This is a genomic window from Allotamlana fucoidanivorans (assembly GCF_006265225.1).
In the GTDB taxonomy this organism is placed as follows: Bacteria; Bacteroidota; Bacteroidia; order Flavobacteriales; family Flavobacteriaceae; genus Allotamlana; species Allotamlana fucoidanivorans.
This window is the reverse complement of the sequence record NZ_VDCS01000006.1, coordinates 167,053-185,115: the sequence shown is the minus strand read 5'-3', so window position 1 is coordinate 185,115 and position 18,063 is coordinate 167,053. Positions and strand designations below refer to the sequence as shown.

General features: G+C 35.6%; 11 protein-coding genes. 9 read left to right on the top strand and 2 right to left on the bottom strand.

Features of this window, described 5'->3' with window-relative positions; translation table 11 throughout:
- Window positions 1–32 precede the first annotated feature (32 nt).
- The 4 genes from FGF67_RS07485 (at window position 33) to rhaT (ending at window position 7,348) form a co-directional block, all read left to right on the top strand.
- Window positions 33–3,515, top strand: coding sequence for a glycosyl hydrolase (locus FGF67_RS07485; protein ID WP_233244030.1), 3,483 nt, complete (start codon window positions 33–35; stop codon window positions 3,513–3,515).
- 108 nt (window positions 3,516–3,623) lie between these two features.
- A complete protein-coding gene (locus tag FGF67_RS07480) occupies window positions 3,624–5,012 on the top strand; it encodes a sulfatase (protein ID WP_139696314.1) in 1,389 nt (462 codons plus the stop codon).
- A gap of 104 nt (window positions 5,013–5,116) precedes the next feature.
- Window positions 5,117–5,938 carry a hypothetical protein gene (locus tag FGF67_RS07475; protein ID WP_139696313.1) on the top strand — a complete coding sequence of 274 codons (822 nt, stop codon included), beginning with the start codon at window positions 5,117–5,119 and terminating at the stop codon, window positions 5,936–5,938.
- A gap of 357 nt (window positions 5,939–6,295) precedes the next feature.
- A complete protein-coding gene (rhaT, locus tag FGF67_RS07470; protein ID WP_139696312.1) occupies window positions 6,296–7,348 on the top strand; it encodes an L-rhamnose/proton symporter RhaT in 1,053 nt (350 codons plus the stop codon).
- 359 nt (window positions 7,349–7,707) lie between these two features.
- Here the strand turns inward: rhaT and FGF67_RS07465 are convergent, their stop codons facing one another.
- A complete protein-coding gene (locus tag FGF67_RS07465) occupies window positions 7,708–8,574 on the bottom strand; it encodes a hypothetical protein (protein ID WP_139696311.1) in 867 nt (288 codons plus the stop codon).
- A 331-nt stretch (window positions 8,575–8,905) separates the two neighbouring features.
- On the opposite strand from FGF67_RS07465, the gene FGF67_RS07460 reads away from it, so the two are divergent.
- From FGF67_RS07460 to FGF67_RS07440, 5 genes are all read left to right on the top strand, one after another.
- Complete coding sequence (locus FGF67_RS07460; RefSeq protein ID WP_139696310.1) at window positions 8,906–11,767, top strand: alpha-L-rhamnosidase; 2,862 nt, start codon at window positions 8,906–8,908, stop codon at window positions 11,765–11,767.
- A 56-nt stretch (window positions 11,768–11,823) separates the two neighbouring features.
- Window positions 11,824–12,783, top strand: a complete 960-nt coding sequence (locus FGF67_RS07455) for a T9SS type A sorting domain-containing protein (protein WP_139696309.1) — start codon at window positions 11,824–11,826, stop codon at window positions 12,781–12,783.
- 26 nt (window positions 12,784–12,809) lie between these two features.
- The gene (locus FGF67_RS07450) at window positions 12,810–14,603 is read left to right on the top strand and encodes a glycoside hydrolase family 43 protein (RefSeq protein ID WP_139696308.1); all 1,794 of its coding nucleotides are present in this window, start codon (window positions 12,810–12,812) and stop codon (window positions 14,601–14,603) included.
- A 157-nt stretch (window positions 14,604–14,760) separates the two neighbouring features.
- Window positions 14,761–16,353, top strand: a complete 1,593-nt coding sequence (locus FGF67_RS07445) for a sulfatase (RefSeq protein WP_139696307.1) — start codon at window positions 14,761–14,763, stop codon at window positions 16,351–16,353.
- A gap of 118 nt (window positions 16,354–16,471) precedes the next feature.
- Window positions 16,472–17,320 (top strand): hypothetical protein, encoded by an 849-nt coding sequence (locus tag FGF67_RS07440; RefSeq protein ID WP_199240665.1) that lies wholly within the window; start codon window positions 16,472–16,474, stop codon window positions 17,318–17,320.
- A gap of 494 nt (window positions 17,321–17,814) precedes the next feature.
- Here the strand turns inward: FGF67_RS07440 and FGF67_RS07435 are convergent, their stop codons facing one another.
- Complete coding sequence (locus FGF67_RS07435) at window positions 17,815–18,024, bottom strand: hypothetical protein (RefSeq protein ID WP_139696306.1); 210 nt, start codon at window positions 18,022–18,024, stop codon at window positions 17,815–17,817.
- Window positions 18,025–18,063: the final 39 nt, after the last annotated feature.

The window sequence follows — 18,063 nt, the reverse complement described above, 5'->3', positions numbered from 1 at the left end:
GTAATGGACGGTTCAATAACATGACTAGAAGTATGATAAGAAAGACCATTTTTGTGACGTTGTTGCTTAGCTTGTTTGTTTCAGGTCTACAAGCTCAAGATGTTTCTTTAGAACAGAACTTTAAAAATCCTCCGTCAGAAGCTAAGCCACAGACTATTTGGTTTTGGATTAATGGAAATGTAACGAAAACGGGTATAACAGCCGATTTGGAAGCCATGAAAAAGGTAGGCATTCAAGGGGCAATAATTTTTAATGTGAGTTTGGGGAATCCTGTAGGTGTGGCACCTTATTTAAGTCAGGAGTGGTTAGAACTTTTTAAGTATGCCGGATTGGAAGCTCAACGTTTAGGGCTTGACCTGGGTTTTCATAATGGGGCTGGTTGGTCATCATCAGGAGGACCTTCTATTACTCCAGAATATGCTATGCAAGAACTGGTCTATAGTGAAACGATACATCAGGGAGCCAAAATATTTAATGGTAAGTTAGAACAACCTGAAACCAAATTGGGATTCTACAAGGATATTGCTGTTCTCGCTTTTCCAAAACCCAAGACCGATGTACGTATAGATGAATTAGAAATAAAAACCCTTTCTCATAAAGTACGTAGTCATTTAGACCCAGATGATAAACTTATTTCTGATTTAGCCGTAGTTCATAAACAAGATATTTTTGACTTAACCTCTAAGTTAAAAAGTGATGGTTTTTTAGAATGGAAGGCGCCCGCAGGAGAGTGGGTTATTCTAAGAATTGGACATACGCCAACAGGTGAAATGAATCGTTTTCCCAGTGATGGTGGTCGTGGTTTAGAATGTGATAAAATGAGTAAACAAGCGGTTGATGTATTTTGGAATGGTAGCATTAAGCCCATACTAAAAAAGTTAGACACGCTAGTTGGTACCACAGTTAAAAGGTGTCATATTGATAGTTATGAAGTTGGAACTACAAACTGGACTTCCAATTTCGCTGAAGCATTCAAAACACTTCGTTCATATGATTGTCGCTCATATTTGCCCGCTTTGGCTGGTTATTACGTTGAGAGTGGAGAAGAAACCGAGCGGTTTCTCTGGGATTTCCGTCGTACTATAGGAGATTTGATAGCCGAAAATTATTACGGACGCTTTGCTGAACTCAGTCATAAAAACAACATGTTGCTTTCTATTGAGCCTTATTGGGGACCCTTTGATAATATGCAAGTTGGAGAAAAGGCAGATATGGTTATGTCTGAGTTTTGGAGCGGAAGCCTTGCCTTTTTTGACTCGCCTAAATTTGTTGCTTCTATTGCAAAATTAAATGGAAATCCGATTGCTGAGGCAGAGTCTTTTACAGGAATGGGAGGTTGGGATCAGCATCCAAGTACGCTTAAAGCCATGGGCGATTTAGCATGGGCTCAAGGGACTAATCGTTTTGTTTTTCATTGTTATGTCCATCAACCTTGGGATGTTGGTCCTGGGTTGACTTTACAGGTTTTTGGAACTGACTTTAACCGTTTAAATACCTGGTGGAATCAAAGTAAGCCCTTTGTGGATTATATCAGTAGAGGTCAGTTTTTATTACAACAAGGCACCTCTGTAGCCGATGTATTGGTGTTTACAGGAGAAGCATCTCCCAATGACGCCTTATTAATGCCAGAAATAAAAGCATTGGGATATGATTATGATGTGATTGGCTCTAACAAGATAAAGGCATTAACGGTAAAGGAAGGTTTAGTATGCACATCGGTTGGTGAAAAATATCAAGCTTTGGTGTTACCTTCAAACGAATGGATGACACCAGAAACGCTTGCTAAAATTGAAGAACTGGCGGTAAAAGGCGCTTTAGTTATTGGCTCAAAACCTAACAAATCTCCAAGTCTTAAAAAGTATTCTGAATTTGATGAAAGTGTCGAGCAAATGGCCGATATATTATGGGATACAGGACCCGTAAAAGTGCATTCAATTGTAGATGTGTTAAAGAATGGAGCATTACCTCCCGATTTTTTTATTGAAGAAGAAAGTCAGGAATCCATAGATTTTATTCACAGAAAAACAGAAGATACCGACATTTATTTTGTGGTAAATTCTAAAAAAGAAAGTCGAGAATTAGCTTGTCGTTTTCGAGTATCAGGAAAACAGCCAGAGCTTTGGAATGCCGAAACCGGTGAAATAACTAAGGCTACAATATGGCAGGAAAATGATGATGCTACCACAACAGTGTCCATTCTGTTCGAGCCAGAAGGTTCTGTATTTGTGGTTTTTAGGAATCCGATACATGAAGGTGAACACATTGTATATGCTGAGATGAAGTTGAAAAACCCGGCGGTAATACCCCTTTCAAACTTGAAAATTAGCAAAGCAGAATACGGCACATTTTTACCTGATGGTTTGGTTGATGTCACGGAGGTAGTTGTAAACAGGATTCAAAATAATGGATTACATATACAAGCTACAAGAGAACTTTCTAAAGGTGATCCTGCTCCTGGCTATAAAAAAGAATTACGCATTCAATATAAAATTGGAGAAGCGGTATTCGAAAAAAATGCCATGGAAAAAGAATGGCTAGAAATTGATGCTCCTGCCAGCGGCAAACTAAAAATATTGAAAGCTGTTTTTGGAAAGTTTGCAGGGAGTGTTGATGGCATCCCTCCAAACCAACCTGTTTTTGATGTCACTGAAGAAGTAAAGTCAATGGTAGCTTCAGGATTATATGAAATACCGGTAAAGGACAGTTTTTTTGAAGGAAAAGAGATCAAAACAAAAAAAGCCTTACGTGTAACTTACATAACTAATGATGAAGATAAAATGGTTACTGTTTTTGATGGAGGTACATTGAAATTGACCCATACAACATCAGAACCAAAATTAGTGTTTAAAGATGATAAAGTGAATTTAGTTACGCCTTTTGCTGGTGAAATGACTTATGAATCTTCAAACGGAAAGACCAAAACATTAAAAGTTAAATCTGTGCCAGAACCTATTGAATTAACAGGGAGCTGGAATGTAAGTTTTCCTCTAAAAGATAAACCCGCTTTAATAAAAACCTTCAATTATTTAACGTCATGGTCAGATGCATCAGAAGAAGATATTCGTTTTTTTTCGGGTACAGCTAGCTATAAAAAGGAGTTTCAAATCCCTGAAAAACTCATTAAATCATATTATTCTTTAGAATTAGATTTAAGTAATGTTAAGGAAATTGCTGAAGTGATTCTAAATGGGAAAAAACTAGGAATATTATGGAAAGCCCCATACATATTAAATATTGACGATGCCATTGTAAAAGGCTCCAATACACTAGAGGTGAAAATTACAAACCTTTGGCCCAATAGATTAATTGGTGATGAGCAATTATCGCTAGATTATGAACGTAAAGGGCCGCATATAAAACAATGGCCAGAGTGGCTTTTAAATAATACTGAGCGCCCAACCGAGCGTCAAACACTGGCCGCTTTTAAACATTGGCATAAGGATTCAGAATTGCTACCTTCAGGATTGTTAGGACCGGTGAAAATAGTGGTTTCTAGAATCAAGGAATTGCAATAATATTGGCATGAAGTAGGAAGAATTTTTGAAAGATAACACGTTAGCATGATGGAGCAGGACGGGGCAACAGATTTTTAGTATTAAGTTTGACCTTAAGTTTGAATTAAAATGATGAATAAAGTAGTATTTAGGTTTGGACTAATGCTCTTAAGCCTTATTTTTCAAAGTTCATGCAGTCAAGAGTCTCCAAATATTATCATTATAAATGTTGATGATTTAGGGTGGAAAGATGTTGGTTTTATGGGCAGTGAATATTATGAAACTCCCAATATAGATTATCTGTCTAGTTTAGGGATGGTATTTACAAATGGTTATGCAGCTGCATCCAATTGCGCCCCGAGTAGGGCTGGCTTAATGACAGGACAATGGTCACCGCGCCATGGTGTTTTTACGGTTAGCCCATCGGCAAGAGGAAGATCTGAAGACAGAAAACTTATTCCTATTAAAAACACACATACGCTTTCGCCAGAACATGATATTCTTCCAGAGGTTTTAAAGGATAACGGGTATGTAACTTGTCATGCAGGGAAGTGGCATTTAAGTGATAATCCTTTAGCGTATGGTTTTGATGTTAACATTGGTGGAAACCATGCAGGATTACCCAAAAGTTATTATCCACCGTATAAAAATGTAACTATTGAAGGCGGTTCAGATAAGTATTTAACAGATGCTATTATGGAAAAAGCCATAAAGTTTTTGGATACCGTGCAAAAACCGTTCTTTCTCAATTATTCACCATATGCTGTACATGTCCCAATAATGGGCATAGATAGTATTATACCTATATATGAAAAAAAATCACCATGGAAAGGTCAAGCGAACCCTGAGTATGCTTCAATGGTAGATAATTTGGATAGAAATATTGGGTTACTTATCAATAAATTGAAAGAAAGAGCGTTTTTGGATAATACGCTTATAATTTTTACATCAGATAATGGTGGTTTGTACGGTATAACCAAACAAAAACCATTACGAGCAGGAAAAGGAAGTTATTATGAAGGTGGAATTCGAGAGCCCTTTTTCTTTGTGTTAAATGGTAAGATTAAAGCAAATACTAAAAGTGATGTTCCTATAACGAATCTTGATATTTTTCCAACGGTATTGCAGTATGCGGGAGTTGATGCTAGTACGCTTCATCTAGATGGACATAGTTTAGCACCTGTTTTAGAAGAAGAAGTACAGGTATTTGAACGTGCTTTATTTTGGCATTTCCCGGTTTACTTACAGGCATATAATGTTAATGATAACGAAAATCGGGATTCCTTGTTTAGAACGCGACCTGGGTCTGTCATAAGAAAAGGAGAATGGAAATTGCATTACTATTTTGAAGATGAGGGCGTAGAATTATATAATTTATCTGAAGATATTGAAGAGCGAAATAATCTTGTAGCAACACATCTAGAGAAAAAAGATGAATTATTGAGATTACTCAAAAACTGGTGGCAGGAAACGAAAGCTCCAATACCTTCAACATTAAACCCTGAATTTAGAGATTAAAAAAACTTAAACACAACGTTTTCAATTTACAGATCTAAATAACTAGCAATTCATGCTTTTTTTTTAGTACGTTGTGCACATCTATTAAATGAAATTGTAAAATTATGAGAAAGATTAGTGCTTTAATATTTATTTTTTTGATTACGTCATGTCAAAGAAATGACCTGCCTGATGAAAACAGTGACTCCAGTAAGGATCGGGCTATTTTATTTTATACAGAAAAACTCAATGAGTATGTTTTAGTCAATGGGATTTTTCAAGATGTAGTTAATAATGTTGGCGATGCTATTTTAAAGGCTGAAAGTGAATTAAAAGGTGAGCAAATTGGATCTGAGAATGGACCTGAACTAATAATAGAGCCTTTTGATTTAGAAACCTTTCCAAAAACCATAACAGTTGATTTTGGCAGAGGGACACTTTGTGAAGATGGCATTGTACGTAGAGGTATTATTACCATTATTTCATCAGGATGGTTTGGACAGTTGGGTAGCTTTCACACCACTACATTTAATAATTTTTATCACGATATATTTAAAGTTCAAGGCACACAAGTGGTTGAAAATTGGGGTGAAAACGAAGACGGTGATGTCGTTTTTGGCGTGACTGTTGAAAACGGTAATGTAACATCTAACAATGGAATAAATATAACTTTTGATGAAGAGTCTAATAGAACGTGGATTGCTGGTTCTGAAACTGCCTCAAATATATGGGATGATGAGTATCTGTTGGAAGGAATTCAGTGGGGTATCACTTCAGATGGCACCCGTTATCTTGTAGCTTTTGAGCCACCATTACATTACGTTTTAAAGCCAAGAACTACTAAATCTGGTGTTGTTGATCTGGCAATAGATGAAATTACGGGTTTCAAAATTAATTATACCAACCAAACAATTACAGTATTGGGTGAAACTACCTCATGGAATTAAGCTTGTATAATATTACATTCAGGGGTTTTATAGCGATAGTATTAATATGGGGTTAATTAGTAAACGTATGGTCACGCTGTATAAACTATTCATCGCTAGCCTATTTTAGTTGATTGCTTGAAAATGAAGATTTCAAAAAAGCATATAAGTAATCAAAGGGCGTTGAATTGATGTACAAGTGGTAAAGGATATATGGTCAATGAAGTTGATATATCAAGGAAATTTTTCAGTTTTAGGGCGGTAGGATTTGTTGAAACTAGATTTTATAAGTTTGTTTTGTTGTCATGATAGAGCAGGATGGTTTAAAGGTTTTGAGACTTTACTTTTAGACCTTAATATTATTTAAAAAGAGAAAATATGCAAGCAATATTAGGTGTTTTATTTCATTCCTTAGGAGGAATTGCGTCAGGTAGTTTTTATATGCCATTTAACAAAGTGAAAGGATGGGCATGGGAAAGCTATTGGATGGTTGGTGGTTTAATGTCATGGCTAATTGTTCCGCCATTGGCCGCTTATTTAACTGTTCCAGGATTTTTGGATATAATAGCTTCTGGCTCCAGTACCATTGTAGGTTTTACCTTTTTAATGGGGTTACTTTGGGGTGTAGGAGGTTTATCCTATGGGCTTGGGGTTCGCTATTTAGGAATGTCTTTAGGTAATTCGGTTGTTCTCGGTTTTTGTGCAGCTTTTGGAGCTGTTGTGCCTTCGATATATTATAATTTTAGTCCAGCTGAAGGGAAAGTGTCTTTTACAGATATGTTGGGAGCAACAGGTGGACAAGTAGTTTTGTTGGGTGTTTTGGTTTGTCTTTTGGGTATTTGGCTTTGCGGAAAAGCTGGAATTATGAAAGAAAAAGAACTTTCTGATGAAGAAAAAAAGAAATCTGTTTCAGAGTTTAACTTAGTAAAAGGATTAATTGTTGCTATTCTCTCAGGTATTTTAAGTTCATTTTTTAGTTTTGGTATTGAATCAGGAAAGCCTCTGGCCGAAGCTGCAGTAGAAGCAGGTTACGACCATTTGTTTGCTAATAATGTAACCTTTGTGGTTATTCTTTGGGGTGGTTTAGTGACCAATTTAATTTGGACAACTGTTTTAAGTATTCAAAATAAATCTTATAAGGATTTCACAAATAAGAACACACCAATATCAAAAAACATCATGTTCGCTGCTTTAGCAGGAACTATATGGTTTTTACAATTCTTTTTCTATGGTATGGGTGAGAGTAAGTTGGGGAGCGGAGCAAGTTCTTGGATTTTACATATGTCTACCATTATTTTGACCGCAAACTTTTGGGGAATATATAGGAAAGAATGGAAGGGCGTTGCGAAAAAAACGAAATATACCATAACAGCTGGTATTGTTGTAATTCTTATGTCTGTAGTCCTTGTTGGTATTGGTAATTCTATTTAAGAACAACGTGCTTTATAACTGATTTGATTTATCAAGACAATTTAAACATGATATGAAATAAGTTAGAAATGATTTATTTTATATCATGTTTTTGTTTTTTAAAAACTTCAAATAGGTTGTTAAAATTTTAGAGAGGTTTTATCTTTCTATAAAAAAGAAACCTATTTTCGAAAATGCATATCAGTGTTTGCTCAAAAATAATGATTTGAGCATGTTCTATAAATAATCATCACTAAAACAATGTTCTTTGTTAAATTGTAGCCTTAGACTATTAAGATTATTTTAATAAAAAATATAAAAATGAACTGTTTTACAACGGCCTTAGTCAAAAATGAAATATATAACCAAATTCAAATAGATCATTCCCTACATAAATTAACGTCTTTAAATTCAATATGTGCAGTTACATCTCCAGTATCACTTGTGCCGTAAGCCCCATATCTCGTGTAAACTCGTTCTGTAGTATGGTTATGTGTAATATAGGTTTCAGTATCACCAACTGTTATTTTTGAAAATGCAGTACCATTAACATCGTAGCCTGTTTCATAAGCAAAAGCGTATTCTTGATTGTAATTTATTGTTTTTAAGTTTTTTACGTCCCTTTCGCCGCCTGTGTCTGTGGTATATGGATTAATGGTTACATGAGTTTCTAATTGTATTTTATCACTAGATTTCTTGGCGTAAAGTAAAAATTGTGCACTTCTATTTGTACTTCCGGCTTCTTCTCCTTTTAAAATATCACCATCTGCATGGGACTGGATAATGCAGGTATTTCCATCACTTAAATCTACAATTTTAAGTGTACCGGTTAGATTAGTGTTTTTATTCGTTCCGTGCGAAATAGTTTTAAAAAATCGTTCTACTCTAGTTCTAGTGCCATCATATCGTATTTCGCCACCAGTAATCTTATAGCTACCCCAGCCGTTAGCTAAATTTTCATAACCCCCTACAGTATTATCTGTTCTACAATCTAATGTACCTTGATTGTTGGGGGTTGAAACATCCTTACAAGATTGTGATTGTGACGCTGAAGGCCCTAAGTTCGGAAAATCTGAAACCTCATCACAAACCTGGTTAGCAGTAGTATTTGAGTTGTCGTCCTTTGATTCTTCTATTATCGTTTTTTCTTTTTCTGATTGGCTTTCAGAATTATTAGAACATGACATTAATAAGGTTAAAAATAAAATGAGTCCATTTTTACCTATTAATTGAAGTTTGTTTTTCATTATAAAATTCTTATGATTGCTTAGTGCTATTAAATATAGGGTTTCAAGATACTTACGAAACCAATTAGGAGTATCCTGTTCTATCTTGTTTTTTGGCTGTTAAGGTATCAGAGTACAGGATGATTTTAAGAGTTATTAACCTGTATTATAGCTTTGTGAGCATACTAGAAAGACTTTGTCTGAAGTATGGAAAAATGAATAATTTCTGAAATAATTGAAGTAATACAAAATTTGCAAAGTGCATGATAGTACAGGATAAGTTTTTTGAACTATTCAGGTACCTTCAACCACTAAATTTAACAGCGATAAGACGCTAACTCTAACTTTAAAAATGAAAAAACACCAACTCTTATTTGTAATAGCATGTTTTGCAGTGTTTTGTATTTCTTGTATGCAAGTTTCCACTTCAAGAAGTCAAATTAATTTTGAAACCCTATTGGTTGATAACAAGCAAAACCCATCAACAATTGAAAGCGAGCAACCCACGTTTTCTTGGGTAGTTAATGCGGATGGGTTCAATAAATCGCAATCTGCATATCAAATCTTGGTAGCGTCCTTAGAAGAAAAGTTAAATGAAAATGATGCTGATATCTGGAATTCAAATAATGTAAAAAGTGACCAAACTGCATTTGTACGGTATAAAGGGAAGCCTTTAAAAGCCATGACAGCCTATTTCTGGAAGGTTAAAATTTGGGATGAAAGTGGTAATGCCTCTACCTGGTCTAATACCCAAACATTTCAAATGGGGTTGATGGACAAGGAAAACTGGGGTGATGCAAAATGGATTACCTTGAATAAGGATACAAGAACATCACCACACCGCTATAGAAACTACCAAACCGGAAAAATGAAAAAACCAACGCCCGTTGATGGTTTCGCAGCTAGTTATTTTAGAAATGAAATAGCTATTGATAAAACTCTGAAAAATGCGCAAGCTTATATCTGTGGTTTAGGCTATTACGAAATGTATATAAACGGTAAAAAAGTAGGTGATCATGTTTTAGATCCTGCGCCTTCAAATTATGATAAACAAGCGTATTATGTGAATTATGATATTACAGAGCAGCTCCAAACAGGTAAAAATGCCTTCGGAATTATATTAGGAAATGGTTTTTACGGTCAAAATATATCTTGGAGCCGAGATCCAGAGTCGAATAAAAAAGGCGTGTCTTACGGTCCTCCAACAGTACGTTGTTTGGTTAAACTAAATTATACCGATGGGTCTTCTGAAGATTTTTATACAGACGAAAACTGGAAAGAAGCTACAGGGCCAATTGTATTTAATAATATTTATGGAGGTGATACTTATGATGCCAGTTATGAATTAGGTAATTGGACTGAATCAGGATATGATGCAGCAGCATGGGGCAATGTGAAAATAGCAACGCCAAAAATAGCAAAAGTAAGTGCGCAACAAATTCCTGCAATAAAAAAATTAAAGGAATTTGAACCTACAAATGTTTTTAAAGCGGCAGACGGCGAATGGATTGTAGATTTTGGACAAAATATTGCGGGTTGGGTAAAAATCAATGTACAAGAAAAGAAAAACCAGTTGATTGAAATCATAACAACTGAAGCTTTATTAACCAACGGAAAAGATATTTTTCAAGGTTCAACAGGTGGTGGTGCCAATGGTATGGCTCAAATTTATAAATACATATGCAAAGGTGATGCTATTGAATCTTGGGAACCAAAATTTAGTTATCACGGATTTAGATATGCCAAAATAAAAGGTATTACCAAAAAGCCAGATGCTAATATGATTAAGGCTGTTTTAGTAGCTACAGATATTCAAGAAACGGGAAGTTTTAAGTCTTCAAGTGAGCTTTTAAATAAAATGCACAGCATCAGTAAATGGACTATTGAAGACAATGTACATGGTATTCCTGAAGATTGTCCGCATCGTGAAAAATGTGGCTGGTTGGGTGATGCACATGCCTTTTGTGAGTATGCCTTGTATAATTATGATATGTATGATTTTTATAAAAAATACATGGAAGATATTCGTACTCAAATGCGACCAACAAAAGGACATAATAACCCTGAAATTAAATTTCAAGTACCTACCATGGTTGCGCCAGGAAAACGAACCTCTACTTATGCAAAAATTGATTGGGGTGTGGCTACCATGTATTTACCTTGGTATAATTACTGGTATTATGGAGATGATGCTATTGTAAAAGAGTATTATAACGAGATGAAAGGTTTAACGGATTTTTATCTGAACTATAAAGGCGAAAATGGCATTATGCAAGACGGTATGGGTGATTGGTGTCCACCACGTTGGGACAGAAGGTTAAACCCAAGTGCCATGGAATGTGATCCTATCATTTCAGCAAATGCCTATTTCTATGATGTGCTAGGCATTATGGAAACGTTTGCAAAAATGAATGCAGACGCGGAATATGAAGCAAAGATGAAAGCAGAAAAAGAGGCTTTAAAAACAGCTTTTAATAAAGCGTTTTTGGTAGACATTCCTAATACCAAGCACAAATGGTATCAAAGTCAAACCGCTACTGTTCAGGCGTTACAATTTGGTATTGTGCCTGAAACAGAAATTGAAAATGTTGTGAATGGCCTAGAGCATGATATTGTAAAAGTTAAGGGAGGGCATCACTCAACAGGAATTCATGGTAATCGTTACATTTATACGGTATTATCAAAATATGGTAAGGCCGATTTAGCTTATGCTATCTTAACCACACCCGAGTTTCCTAGTCAAACGTATGTGATGAATTCTGGATTTACCACGTGGCCTGAGCGTCAGTTTGAATGGGAGAAAATGGAAGGTCCAACCAATTCATTAAATCATCCTATGCATAGTGGTTTTGCGGCTTACTTTTTTGAGTCTTTAGGAGGTGTAAAATCTTCAAGAAACCAAACTGGTTACAAGGTGTTTACTGTTAATCCTGAGTTTCCTAGCGCTGTTACAAATACAGATATTTCTGTTCCAACATCTTATGGTGCTGTTAAAAATTCGTGGAGTTTAAAAGATGGTTTGTTAACCATGAATTTGGTTGTGCCGTTTAATACAAAAGCTACATTGGTTTTAAGTCAGAATGAGTTTCAAACTATTAAAATTAATGGTTTGAATTTTAATGTATTTAAAAATTCGTTTGAATACGAAGTAGAAGAAAATACTAACATCATTCTCGGCTCAGGTTCATATGAAATTACATATACTAAAGACTAATATTTAACACTAACTTTTGATTTAAAAAGGAACGTCAAGTATCTAATGCATTATTAATGAAAAACATAAAAAGAGTTGCTAATGTTCTAATTTTTATACTCATCAAATCGATGTCTTTAGTCGCGCAAACAGCGCCTTGTGATGGTCTGTTGCCTTTTGAAGAACAAAACGGAATTTTGACTATAGAAATGGAATCGGGTGTTATAAATCATCCAAATTGGAAAGTAGATAACAGTGTTTCCGGTTATACTGGTGATGGTTACATTTATTGGGATGGCCCTGAGTCTTTTTCTAGTCTATCTAATGCGTTTATAGTATATAATATAAAAATTAATACCCCTGGAACTTACAGGTTTGCATGGCATATGAAAATCAATAAAGGCACATCTAAGGGTGAGCATAATGACGCTTGGTTAAAAATTGACGCTGATGATTATTATGGTCTAAAAACAGGTCATAGAGTAATACCTAAACCAGCTTGTCAAACTGACCCAAATAATGATTGTCCTGTGGGCTCATCCACATTGGGTTTTTTCAAAATTTTTGGAAATACTTTAGATTGGAGGTTTGTAGCAAATACCAATGATGGCGATTCTCATCGTGTTTTTGTAACCTTTAATAATCCAGGGATTTACAAAATCACCTTAGATGCTAGATCCTCTTATTGCCTTTTAGATAGAATGGTTTTAAGGCTAAATGCTATTTCTGATAGTGTGGCCTTTAATCTTGCTAATAATGAGTCTTTATGTTACAGCGGAGTTTTATCTGTTGATAATCAAAAACAAGTAAAGCCCTTAAGTTTGTATCCTAATCCTACAACCGGTATTGTAACTGTTGCAAACCTATGTCTAGATGATGATCTTATTGTAACAAACATTCACGGTATTGTAATTCGTACTTTAAAAATGACTAAAACCAATGCAACTATTGATCTAAGTGATTTAGCAAGTGGTATCTATTTCGTTTCATTAAAAAACAATACATCAGGTTTTTCAAAAAAAATCATAAAGTTATAAATCAAAACGCCTTAAATACAATTTAAATGAAAATATCAAATCTAATTGATTTTAAAACTTTAGTAGCTGTTTTGGCTTGCACAGTTTTGGCATGTAAATCTAAAACAGAACAAATAGATGTGGCTGAAGTCAAATCAACGGTCAATCAGCCTCCTAAAACTGGCAGTTTTGGTGATCAAGGTGACGGCACCTATATCAATCCTATTTTAAATGCCGATTATCCAGACTCTGATATTGAGCAAGTAGGCGATACCTATTACATGATAACGTCCAAACAACATATGTCTCCTGGTATGCCCATTTTAGAGTCAAAAGATATGGTAAACTGGACCAATGTTGGACATGCATTTGACAGCTTATCATGGGCTCCAGAGTACAACTGGGACCGTATGAATGGCTATTCGTTTGGTGTTTGGGCTGGAGATTTAGCCTACCATGAAGGTAAATGGTATTGTTATCAAATAGATTACCAACATGGATTAATGGTTACCACGGCAAAAGATATAAAAGGCCCTTGGAGTAAACCAATCATGATGTTGCCTAAAGCTAAGGTTTTAGATGACCCTGCTGTGTTTTGGGATAAAGAAACTCATAAAGCTTATGTAATTATCAATACCGCTGGAAAGCAAAAAGATTCTGATAATAAAATAGAGGGTAACGAAAACAGAATTTATGAAATGAGTTGGGATGGTACTAAAATTCTAGATGAAGGTAAATTGGTGTATACAGGCATGGGAGCTGAAGCGGCCAAAATTTATAAAATTGACGGAACCTGGTATATCTTTTTAGCGCAGTGGACTATGGGAGATAAATCTACCAAACCAGGTGTTAAAAACCCTAAAAATGATAGAAAACAAATTGTACTTCGTTCAAAAGAAAGTATTTATGGCCCGTATGAAGTAAAAACTGTTTTAGAAAAAGGAACGGTGTTTAATAACCGCAGTGCCAGCCAAGGTGCATTAATGCAAGCTCCAGATAAATCATGGTGGTATATGCATCAGTTAATCCAAAATGATGATATTCCTTTTCAAGGGCGTCCTCAATGTCTTGAGCCTGTTAATTGGGTTGATGGATGGCCAATTATAGGTGTAGATGAAGATAACGATGGCATAGGTGAACCTGTAAAACAACATAAAAAACCTATAGACGGTTATCCAATTACAGCCCCCAGTTCAGACGATGATTTTTCATCATCTAAATTAGGATTCCAATGGGAGTGGAACCATAATCCAAGAAACACGCATTGGTCTTTAACCGAGCGCCCCGGGTGGTTACGCCTTAAAGCAACCAAAATATTACCAAACGAAAAAGGTTACGGTCCAAACATAAACGAGTGGACAAACAATGATGGCTCAGATTCTGATTTTTGGAGAGCTTGCAATACCCTAAGTCAACGTATCATGGGGATTACAACAGGTACTGCCGTTTCTAAGTTTGATATTTCTGGCATGCAACCCCATCAATTAGCTGGTTTTGTAAGATATGGCGGGGTGTTTAATTTGTTAGGTGTTGAGGTTGATCAAAACGGTAAAAAGCATTTGTTTTATATGAGTCCTATGGCTGAAAAAACCAAAGGTCCAGAGCTTACAGGATCTAATTTATACATAAGAACAACAAATAATAGTGATCAAGCTACTTATGAATATAGTTTGAATGGTAAAACCTTTACTAAATTCGGACCAACATTTACTATTGCCTTCGGAAAATGGACAGGTGACCGTTTAGGGTTCTTCTCTTGGAATGAAAAAGAAGATGCCGGTTATATTGATGTAGATTGGTTTACATATGATTACGATGGGCCTAAGGCAGCAAAGCAGTAATGCAAATTTTAAATAATTAGAGCGTTACCCACAAGGGGTCGGGCTTTCACGACTCGCTCTCTGCGAGGAGCTTAAACATGCCGTTCAATCCCTAACGCAGTAAAAATAAACAGTAAGGAAAAAAGAGTTAAATTTCGTTGAGATAAAAAAAACAGCCATGAACCAAATTACACGCATCAGTTTCAGTTTAATCTTAGTGTTCGTTTTAGGATGTCACAATAAAGAGAAAGCTTTAAAAGAAAAGACCAAACCCAATGTGTTATTTATTTTAGTAGATGATTTAGGATATCATGATTTAGGGGTAACTGGCAGCACATTTTATGAAACTCCAAATGTAGATAAATTGGCTCATGAAGGCATGATGTTCACCCAAGGCTACGCTGCTAGCAGAGTATGTAGTCCGTCGCGCGCAAGTATTATGACAGGGAAGTTTACCGCGCGTCATGGTATAACAGATTGGATTGGAGCAAAGTCAGGCGAAGATTGGCGTACAAGAAATCGCCATGATAAATTATTGCCCGCTAGCTACAAAATGCATTTGCCTAATGAAGATATTACCATTGCCGAAGCTTTTAAAACTAATGGCTACAAAACATTTTTTGCAGGAAAATGGCATTTAGGAGGTGAAGGCTCATTTCCTGAAGATCATGGATTTGATATTAATATTGGAGGCATAGACGCAGGATCTCCTCGAGGTGGTTTTTTCTCGCCTTGGAATAACCCAAAATTATCGAATAAAGAACAAGGTGAAAATTTAACACTGCGTTTAGCTAATGAAACGGCAGATTTTATTTCAAAACATAAAGATACCGCGTTTTTTGCTTTTTTGTCTTTTTATGCCGTACATGCACCAATTCAAACCACAGAAGAAAAGTGGAAAAAATTTAGACATAAAGCTGATAGTTTAGGTATCGCTGAGTCTGGATATGTGATGGAACGTGTGTTGCCTATAAGAACTGTTCAGGACAATCCTGTTTATGCTGGTTTGGTAGAAACAATGGATGATGCCGTAGGTATTGTTTTAAAAGCTTTAAAAGATAATAATATTGATGACAATACAATTGTTGTGTTTACTTCAGATAATGGGGGCGTAGCATCAGGTGATAATTATGCTACCAGTAATTTACCTTTAAGAGGAGGTAAGGGCTACCAATGGGAAGGAGGCATACGTGAACCTTATTTTATAAAAGTGCCTTGGTTGAAAAATAGAGGTGCAAAAACTGATTTTCCTGCTGTTAATACTGATTTTTATCCCACACTTTTAGATTTAGCTAATGCGCCATTAAATCCAGAACAACATGTTGATGGTTTAAGTTTAAAGCCGTTATTAGAGGGAAAAGAATTGGAAGTAACCAGACCATTATATTGGCATTATCCGCATTATGGAAATCAAGGTGGAGAACCTGCTTCAATTATTCAATACGAAGGTTGGAAACTTATACATTATTGGGAGGATGGACATGAAGAACTCTATAAATTGCCGTCTGAAGAACATGACCACCTCAATGTAATTGATACAAATACCAAATTAGCCAACCAACTTAGTGAAAAACTCATGCAGTGGTTACAATCGGTTGGAGCAAATTATCCTGTTAAGGATTCAGAATATGATGCTGAAGCTCATAAAAAATGGCATTTGAATAATGTTAGTAAAAAGCTACCATCATTAGAAACACAACGTATTGAAACACTTTCTAAAGATTTCAAGCCTAATGAAAATTGGTGGAAAAGTAAACTCACGGTAGACTAATAAAATTTACATCAAAATCAGGATAGAACAGGTCACTTATTTAATGCAATCGGTCTATTTTTATACCTACAATCAGGTGTGTTCTTGTTGATGAGAATACTTAACCCAGTTTTAGTATATGAAAAAATTAGTACAAGTAGTGTTTATTTGTTTGGTTTTGCTTCCAATTTCTATTTTGGGACAAACCATAAATCCTCCAACTGGACGCATTGCAGTGGTTGCCGATGGTAACTCACCCGATCCTGATGATTTAGGCGGAACCGCCGTAACCCTAGCGCTATTAAGAGCTTCTGGTTTACAAGATAGACTGGTACACTATTCTCATAGCTGCGATTTGGTTAGAGATGATAGAATTTCAAAACAAGCCGAAAAAGAGCGTCATTATTTAATGCAAGTGGCTTGTGATATGACTGCCAGACGCTGGGGGGGCTTCGATCATATAACCTTCTATGATGCTTTATGGCAAAAAGAGGAAACTATAAATGATTTAGCTTGGGCTATAAATGCTTCAACTGCTGAAGACCCGTTATGGATTATTGAGGCAGGAGAACCTGATATTATTGGAATGGCTTTAAAAAAGACACCAAAAGCTAAACATAAATATGTAAAAGTGGTAACACATCATCCAGCCAATGATAATGCAGGCGACTTTTATACATGGCAGCACATACTTGATTTTGGTGTTGAAGAAGTTCGAATTCCTGATCAAAATATTAACTTAAAAGTAAAGCTAGAAGAATGGGATTGGGCTAAAAATCATAAAGATCCCCGAGTACAGTTGGTTTGGACTATGGGGAAAATGGCAGAAGTAGATGATGTTGTTAAATTCCAAAAAGGAAAATGGGATTGCTCTGATGCCGGAATGGTATTGTACTGGATTACAGGAGCAAATGTAAATAACGGATTAGAAGCCGGATCTGTTAGCGTAGTTAAGTCTATACTTTTGGACTTTATTGATAATAAATAGAAGAGTAGTTTAAATAGAGTTGTTAATAATTTCGATTATTAATGTTGTTGTTTTAGTTAAAAGAAAGGTGATGTAAAAATCACCTTTTTTTATGGGATTAGTTTTCAATTAAAGTCAATAAGCATATGTCTGCACCTTAGCGTTTTTTTAGACGATCATGGTACGTGTTTGTAAAAAAAGTCTCAGTGATTCTATAAGTTGATACTCTGTATTTGAACCATAAAAAAGCCTAGAAAAATAATTATGTAAAGCTTTTTTTTATAAAATGAATAGGTGAGGAGAGAGGCCTATAACTTTTTTACAACCACGGTATACATTCTACAATCTTCTGGCGCGTCGCCATTCGTATTTCCAGCCATAATGATGCTTTCTCCAGCTTCAGCTACCTTGTACTGTTAATCTCTTTTTGAGAATTACAAGATGCAATACCAATTACTCCCATGGATATTAGAAGTGTTTTTAAGTACGTTTTAAGCATTGTATGTGTTTGGTTGTTATTGTGGAATTAATTCGATGATTTTCACGCTATGTGGCTCTAAATCTACTTTAATGGTAAATTTGTCATTTTTCTTTTCAACCATGGTGTTTGTAACCGTTTTAGTAAGTTTAGCTAATTGTTCATATTTAGAAAGATTTGAACTTAAAACCGTTTTCCAACTATCTTCAAAACGGTCTGATGGATGGTTACCATATAACACGACCATTGGTTTTTTCTCCTACGCCAGCTGCTCTAATATCTTTAT

Bases quoted from the DNA above. Each gene is read 5' to 3' on its own strand.
- FGF67_RS07475 (WP_139696313.1), top strand. From the start codon at position 5,117: ATGAGAAAGATTAGTGCTTTAATATTTATTTTTTTGATTACGTCATGT.
- FGF67_RS07460 (WP_139696310.1), top strand. From the start codon at position 8,906: ATGAAAAAACACCAACTCTTATTTGTAATAGCATGTTTTGCAGTGTTT.
- FGF67_RS07465 (WP_139696311.1), bottom strand. From the start codon at position 8,574: ATGAAAAACAAACTTCAATTAATAGGTAAAAATGGACTCATTTTATTT.
- FGF67_RS07435 (WP_139696306.1), bottom strand. From the start codon at position 18,024: ATGGTCGTGTTATATGGTAACCATCCATCAGACCGTTTTGAAGATAGT.
- rhaT (WP_139696312.1), top strand. From the start codon at position 6,296: ATGCAAGCAATATTAGGTGTTTTATTTCATTCCTTAGGAGGAATTGCG.
- FGF67_RS07485 (WP_233244030.1), top strand. From the start codon at position 33: ATGATAAGAAAGACCATTTTTGTGACGTTGTTGCTTAGCTTGTTTGTT.
- FGF67_RS07440 (WP_199240665.1), top strand. From the start codon at position 16,472: ATGAAAAAATTAGTACAAGTAGTGTTTATTTGTTTGGTTTTGCTTCCA.
- FGF67_RS07480 (WP_139696314.1), top strand. From the start codon at position 3,624: ATGATGAATAAAGTAGTATTTAGGTTTGGACTAATGCTCTTAAGCCTT.
- FGF67_RS07450 (WP_139696308.1), top strand. From the start codon at position 12,810: ATGAAAATATCAAATCTAATTGATTTTAAAACTTTAGTAGCTGTTTTG.
- FGF67_RS07445 (WP_139696307.1), top strand. From the start codon at position 14,761: ATGAACCAAATTACACGCATCAGTTTCAGTTTAATCTTAGTGTTCGTT.
- FGF67_RS07455 (WP_139696309.1), top strand. From the start codon at position 11,824: ATGAAAAACATAAAAAGAGTTGCTAATGTTCTAATTTTTATACTCATC.